Origin of the sequence: Flavobacterium sp. (genome assembly GCF_017985075.1) — a bacterium.
GTDB lineage: Bacteria > Bacteroidota > Bacteroidia > Flavobacteriales > Flavobacteriaceae > Flavobacterium.
On sequence record NZ_JAGNYF010000020.1, the window covers coordinates 25,320 to 31,505 of the forward strand.

At 30.2% G+C, this 6,186-nt stretch carries 6 protein-coding genes and 1 pseudogene; 3 read left to right on the forward strand and 4 right to left on the reverse strand.

The features are described from left to right. From KA468_RS05830 to KA468_RS05845, 4 genes are read right to left on the reverse strand one after another with little or no spacing between them, the layout of a single operon-like run. On the reverse strand, positions 1-318 hold the full coding sequence (locus tag KA468_RS05830; RefSeq protein WP_291242000.1) for a YbaB/EbfC family nucleoid-associated protein: 318 nt from the start codon (positions 316-318) through the stop codon (positions 1-3). A gap of 44 nt (positions 319-362) precedes the next feature. Further along, positions 363-920: a hypothetical protein gene (locus tag KA468_RS05835; RefSeq protein WP_291242001.1), complete on the reverse strand. Its 558-nt coding sequence runs from the start codon at positions 918-920 to the stop codon at positions 363-365. A 10-nt stretch (positions 921-930) separates the two neighbouring features. After that, positions 931-2,049 (reverse strand): GTP cyclohydrolase, encoded by a 1,119-nt coding sequence (locus KA468_RS05840; protein ID WP_291242002.1) that lies wholly within the window; start codon positions 2,047-2,049, stop codon positions 931-933. Beyond that, positions 2,049-3,008 (reverse strand): transporter, encoded by a 960-nt coding sequence (locus KA468_RS05845; protein WP_291242003.1) that lies wholly within the window; start codon positions 3,006-3,008, stop codon positions 2,049-2,051. The genes KA468_RS05840 and KA468_RS05845 overlap by 1 nt, the downstream gene beginning before the upstream one ends. Before the next feature lie 94 nt (positions 3,009-3,102). On the opposite strand from KA468_RS05845, the gene KA468_RS05850 reads away from it, so the two are divergent. The 3 genes and pseudogenes from KA468_RS05850 to KA468_RS05860 all read left to right on the forward strand — a co-directional run. Then, positions 3,103-3,360 (forward strand): DUF4834 domain-containing protein, encoded by a 258-nt coding sequence (locus tag KA468_RS05850; protein ID WP_291242004.1) that lies wholly within the window; start codon positions 3,103-3,105, stop codon positions 3,358-3,360. 59 nt (positions 3,361-3,419) lie between these two features. After that, complete coding sequence (locus KA468_RS05855; RefSeq protein ID WP_291242005.1) at positions 3,420-5,849, forward strand: YfhO family protein; 2,430 nt, start codon at positions 3,420-3,422, stop codon at positions 5,847-5,849. A 38-nt stretch (positions 5,850-5,887) separates the two neighbouring features. Beyond that, positions 5,888-6,186 (forward strand): annotated as a pseudogene (locus tag KA468_RS05860) (glycosyl transferase family 1); the annotation flags it as partial.

A 6,186-nucleotide genomic window follows, 5' to 3' on the forward strand; every position in this document is an offset into this window, starting at 1 on the left:
TTATTTAAACATATCCATTCCAGGAATACTTGGCATCCCAGACTGGGCTACGGCAGCCATTTCGGCTTCGTTTACGTTTGTTGCTTTTGCAATGGCTTTGTTTAAAACGGTAACTAAATAATCTTCTAACATTTCTTTATCTTGAAGTAATTCATCGGAAATTTTGAAGTTTTTAATTTCTCTGTTAGCTGTTAGTGTTACTTGTAATAAACCGTCGTTACTTTGCTCGTCCACTAAAACGCTGTTTAATCTGTTTTTAGTTTCTTCCATTTTTTGTTGGGTTTCTTTTAATTTACCCATCATTCCCATTAAGTCCATTTTGTATGTGTTTTTGTTAGTTCTATTTTCTTTTTTATTAATTTCTATTTTTTATGAATATCTAAATCATCATTAACATTTTCTTCATTTGAAGTTGGAAACATTCTTTGTAATTTTCTTATTTGATTCTGTCTATTAAAATATTCATCATAATAATAGGCTATTGGAAAACATATTAGCCAAAGTATTATAGAGTTGTCTGAAAGATGAAGATAATTACCGATAAATGTAGTGATTGCGAAGGTTATGAAACCAAACCAAGAATAATAATTTGCTTGTATTAATTTAAGTTCAGCTTCGTCATCTAAAAATCTTCTTTTAATAAAAAAATTTATATAGGGAATCCAAATAAAGAAAAATAAATTTTTTTGAATAAGAGATAAATCATCATAAATATTTTTTTGTACTAATGTATTAAATTCAATGACTTTTTTTTCTTTGTAGAGTTTTATTTCTTCTTCTGTTACTTTTCTATTGCCAATTTCTTCAATTGCAACTGTTACAGCTAATTCTGTATAACTAAACTTATTTTCTATAATATCTAATAATTCTGAATTAGATAAATTACTATATCTTTTCTCAAGATCTTCTTTTGTTACCATAGCAGTTTTATTACAATTCTTTTATAAACGTACAACGTTTCTTATGATATTCTGGATCGAAATTTTTCCATAAATTGTGAATCGCGTGATTGTCTTCTAATTCAGGTGTTCGCATACAATTTTCTACTCCAATTTTTTTAAAACTGATGTGGTTTTCATTAAATAAAATTGCAGTTACGCCTTTACTTTGGTATTCGGGTAAAACGCCAATTAAATAAAACACGGCGGTTTTACATTTGTTTTTCGCTTTTAATAAATGTAAAAATCCTGTTGGAAATAGTTTTCCTTTTGCTTTTTGTAACGCTTCAGCAAAATCTGGCATTACAATACTAAAAGCCACCATTTTACCTTCTTTATCCATCACGAATTTTATAAATTCAGGATTGATAAACGAAATGTATTTCTTTTTAAAATACTCAATTTGAATATCATTTATTGGTACAAATGATTGCAAGGACGCATAACTTCCGTTGAATAATGTAAACATTTTGTCTACGTAAGGCATAATGTTTTTGGTTTTTGTAAAATTCAAATGGGTTAAATCGTATCTTTTTTCAATCATATCCGCCACGCGCTGAAAATTTGTAGCATCAATATTTGAAAAAGGAAATTTACTCTCTAAATATACTTTCTCTTTAACATAACCCAATTGTTCAAAATGCATTGCGTAATAAGGGAAATTATACCAAGTAATCATTAAACCTCTTTCTTCGAAACCATCAATTAAACAGCCTACTTTATCCAAATTTGAAAATCCCATAGGACCTTCAATATTCTCTAAATTATGTTCCTTTCCAAAAGCAATTACTTTATCTAAAAGTGCTTTCGTAACTTCAATATCATCAACGACATCAAACCAGCCAAATCGCACTTTCTTTTTGCCTAAAATGTTTACTTCATCCCAATTGATAATCGCTACAACCCGACCTACAATTTTATTGTTTTTGTAAGCCAAATAAAAATGAGTATCAGCCGTTTTAAAAACAGGATTTTTGGTTTTGTCAAACGTCTCTAATTCTTCTTGAATTAGCGGTGGCACCCAGTTTTTATTGTTTTTATACAACTCGAAAGGAAAGGTTACAAATGCTTTCAGTTCTTGTTTCGAGAAAATTTCTTTAATTTCTATCATTATTCTACGCCGTCTTTTCTTTTGTTTTTCGCTGCTTTTTTGTCCATTTTCTTATCCATTTTACTTCTGGTGCCGGGCTTGTCCATTTTTACTTCTTTGTAATTTTTAGTAAAACGCCAAGTGAAACCAACGCCACCATAAAATATACCTGGAGTATTTTTAATACTGGTACCAATCGAAGCATCAAATTGCATATCTTTTTTATGCAAATATGCTGCACCTAATCTGAAAATACCATCACTATAATATTTGCCATTGTAACCTTGATTTTCAAGAAATACAGATAAATTTTGATTGATTCCGTGTGTTACGGTTAAAATATAATCGATACTGGCAAAATCAGTTCCTATTTTATTGTAAATTAAGTTGGTTACTAAAACCGTTCTGTCTCCAAAATGGTTTTGTGCAATCGCCATTACTTTAGGACTAAATTTTGCTTCTACTACGGAAGTATTCGCAAACAAATTATTTTCAGAAAAGTTCAAATTGGCTCCTGCATATGCTGAAAACGCGGGAATAAATTGTTTCCATTTGAATCGATGATTGGCTTTCCAACTGTAGATGCTTGGTTTTTCGGGTCCTTTTTTAAATGGGTCATAAATTAAATATTTTGCCCCAAAAGTAGTTTGACGTAAGGCACTTCTGTTAGAAGCAACATCAAATTTTTGATACGAATCTTTTTGGTATTGAATTTCGGCAATAAGCTCCAATTCTTCTTTAAATAATCCCCAACGTAAAGCTAAATCGGCAAAATATCCTTTAGCGCTATAGTTCAGTTTATCGTGGTTTTCAGAAATGTAATTTACACCAGTTTCTGTTTGAATAACACTTTTACCAACTGCAAATGCCATCATAGATTTTCCAGGACGGTTTGAGTTGACTTCATCCGTATATTGTGCATTAGCAATTGACGTTATCAATATTGTTGCTATACAAACAACTTTTGTGGGAAACTTCATAAAGATTATTTTAAAATTCAAATGTAAATATTTTATCATAATTTTAAGTATTAGATTTGATATATTCCTTATTTTTGACAAAAAAAATACAATTATGGATACAGCAAGTGTGCCGGGATTTATTAGAACCATTTTCTACATCATTTTGTTTTATTATTTATTTAAGTTCGCAATGAGGCTATTAGCACCGTATTTGATGCAAAAAGTGGCGAAAAAAGCAGAAGAACATATTAAAAAGCAGTTTGAACAACAGCAACAAAACTATCAATCCGCATCGGAAAACAAACAAGAAGTTCCCAAAAAAGAAAAAAAAGTAGTTGGTGATTACATCGATTATGAAGAAGTTGAATAATTTTCTCCGTTAACGCGGAGATTTTTTTATTTTTGTAGGATATTAATTTAAGAAGTAACATGAAGAAATTAGAAAAATTTGCACCACATTTATATGCCATTTTTGGTTTTATAGTAATTGCTATTATTTATTTTTATCCGGTATTGTCTGGAAAACAATTAATGCAATCTGATATTGCACTATATAATGGAATGGCAAAAGAACAAAACGACTTTAGAAATGAATTTCATCAAGAGCCGTACTGGACAAATAGCGCATTTGGTGGTATGCCAACGTATCAATTAGGTGCAAAATATCCTCATAATTATATTAAAAGTTTAGATAGTGTTTTACGATTTTTACCGCGTCCTGCCGATTATTTATTTTTATATTTCTTAGGTTTTTATATCCTATTAATGAGTTTAAGAGTGAAACCCTTACAAGCTTTTTTTGGTGCTTTAGCGTTTGGTTTTTCAACGTATTTAATTATTATTTTAGGAGTAGGACATAATGCAAAAGCGCACGCTATTGCCTATATCCCAATGGTTTTAGCAGGAATTATATTTGTTTTTAGTAAGCGATATTTGATTGGTGGAATTGTAACGATGCTTGCTGCTGGATTAGAAATTCAGGCGAATCACTTCCAAATGACGTATTATTTCTTGTTCTTATTTGCTTTCGTAATTGGGTTTTATATCTACGAAATTGTTAAAGAAAAAGATTTCAAACATCTATACAAATCATTCGCAATTATAGGATTAGGGGCTATTTTAGCTATTGGTGCGAATGCTACAAACTTGTTAGCCACTGCCGAATACGCTAAGTATTCTACGAGAAGTAATAGTAATTTAACTTTCGATGAAAACGGCAAAAAGAAAACGGATACGAATGCAATGAGTTACGACTATATTACGCAATACAGTTACGGCGTTGCTGAAAGTTTAAACTTAATTGCCCCTAAGTTATTTGGTTCTGGCGGTGACAAATTTGATAAAGATTCAAAATTAGTTAAGTACGCCATTGAAAATGGTGTACCAGAATCTGAGGCAATTTATATGGTAAACAGTCAAGCCTCTACATATTGGGGTGATCAACCCGGAGTTTCAGCTCCAGCTTATATTGGAATAATCGTTTTCTTTTTAGGAATATTAGCATTATTTATTGAAAATAGAAAAATAAAATATGCTTTATTAGCAGGTATATTGTTTTCATTATTTCTTTCCTTTGGTAAAAATTTCAACGGATTAACACAGTTTTTTTTAGATTATGTACCTTTATACAACAAGTTTAGGTCAGTTTCTTCAATTCAAGTTATTTTAGAATTATGTTTTCCTGCTTTAGCTATTTTAGGATTACATAGTTTCTTGTCTGTAGAAGATCAAGAAAAACGTAAAAAATCTTTATATTATAGTTTTGGAATTACAGCAGGATTATTAATATTTATTTATGTTTTAGGAATATATTATTTTAAATTTTACAATGATGGTGAATCTAAAATTGAAAAATTAGTTTTAGATTTAATAATAGAAGATAGAAAAAGTATGTATTTTTCTTCTGTTTATAGAGCATTTGGTTTGCTGCTATTAGTTTTTGGAACAATGTTTTTATTCCTTAAAAATTCATTTTCACAATTCACAACTGTGCTTTTGGTTGGAATTGTAATGGTTTTAGATTTATTTATAGTGGCGAAAAACTACGTTAAAGCCGATGATTTTGTTTCGAAAAGTCAAATAGAACGACCATTTGGCGAACCTACTGAAGCGGATGCAATTATATTAGAAGACACTACACATTATAGGGTTTTTGATGTGGATGGTAATATAAACAGTTCAAGAGCATCATTTTTTCATCAATCAATAGGTGGTTATAGTGCAGTTAAACCTAAAAAATTCCAAGAAGTTTTTTATTATCAAATTGCGAAAAACAATATGGAAGTTTGGAATATGTTAAATACAAAGTATATTTTAAAAACCAATGAAGAAGGCAATCCACAAAAGATAGACAACCCTAATGCGAATGGAAATGCTTGGTTCGTTTCAAAAGTGAAAGTGGTAAGTTCTGCCGATGAAGAAATGAAAGCTTTGGATAAGTTGAAAACGAAAGAGGAAGCTACTTTTATGAAACCAGCTTTAACTAAAGGTGTATTTAATTTTGAAACAGGTAAAGATTCCACTTCAACTATTGAGTTGACATCATACAAACCCAATCATTTAAAATATGTTTCGGATAACTCTAAAAACGGTTTTGGTGTGTTTTCTGAGATGTATTACGAAAAAGGTTGGAAGGCTACCATTGACGGAAAAGATGTTGAAATACTAAATGTAAATTATGTATTACGTGGTTTAGAAATTCCAGCAGGAAAACATAAAATCGAGTTTATATTTGAACCAGAAGTTGTAAAAACAGGAAGTACAATTGCTTTAATATCCACTCTTTTAATGCTTATCGCTATAGGTTTAGGGATTTTTTATTGGAGAAAACAAAATAATAAATTAGCTGAAATAAAATAAATTCATATTAAACCTGACGGGTATATAAATATAATATTTTGAGTGCAAATAAAGTTTTAATCATCACCTATTATTGGCCGCCAGCTGGTGGGCCTGGCGTACAGCGTTGGTTAAAGTTTGTGAAGTATTTACCTGAATTTGACGTCGAACCTATAGTATATATTCCAAAAAATCCAAGTTATCCGTTGCTTGATGAAAAATTACTCTCTGATGTTTCTGATAAAACGATAATTCTGAAAAACAAAATATTCGAACCGTATGCTTTGGCTTCATTTTTATCGAAAAACAAAACAAAGAAATTAGGAGCAGGTATCATTACTCAAAAGAAAAAGCAATC

Coding starts and splice junctions, on each gene's coding strand:
- KA468_RS05830 (WP_291242000.1), bottom strand. CDS start 318: ATGGACTTAATGGGAATGATGGGTAAATTAAAAGAAACCCAACAAAAA.
- KA468_RS05835 (WP_291242001.1), bottom strand. CDS start 920: ATGGTAACAAAAGAAGATCTTGAGAAAAGATATAGTAATTTATCTAAT.
- KA468_RS05840 (WP_291242002.1), bottom strand. CDS start 2,049: ATGATAGAAATTAAAGAAATTTTCTCGAAACAAGAACTGAAAGCATTT.
- KA468_RS05845 (WP_291242003.1), bottom strand. CDS start 3,008: ATGAAGTTTCCCACAAAAGTTGTTTGTATAGCAACAATATTGATAACG.
- KA468_RS05850 (WP_291242004.1), top strand. CDS start 3,103: ATGGATACAGCAAGTGTGCCGGGATTTATTAGAACCATTTTCTACATC.
- KA468_RS05855 (WP_291242005.1), top strand. CDS start 3,420: ATGAAGAAATTAGAAAAATTTGCACCACATTTATATGCCATTTTTGGT.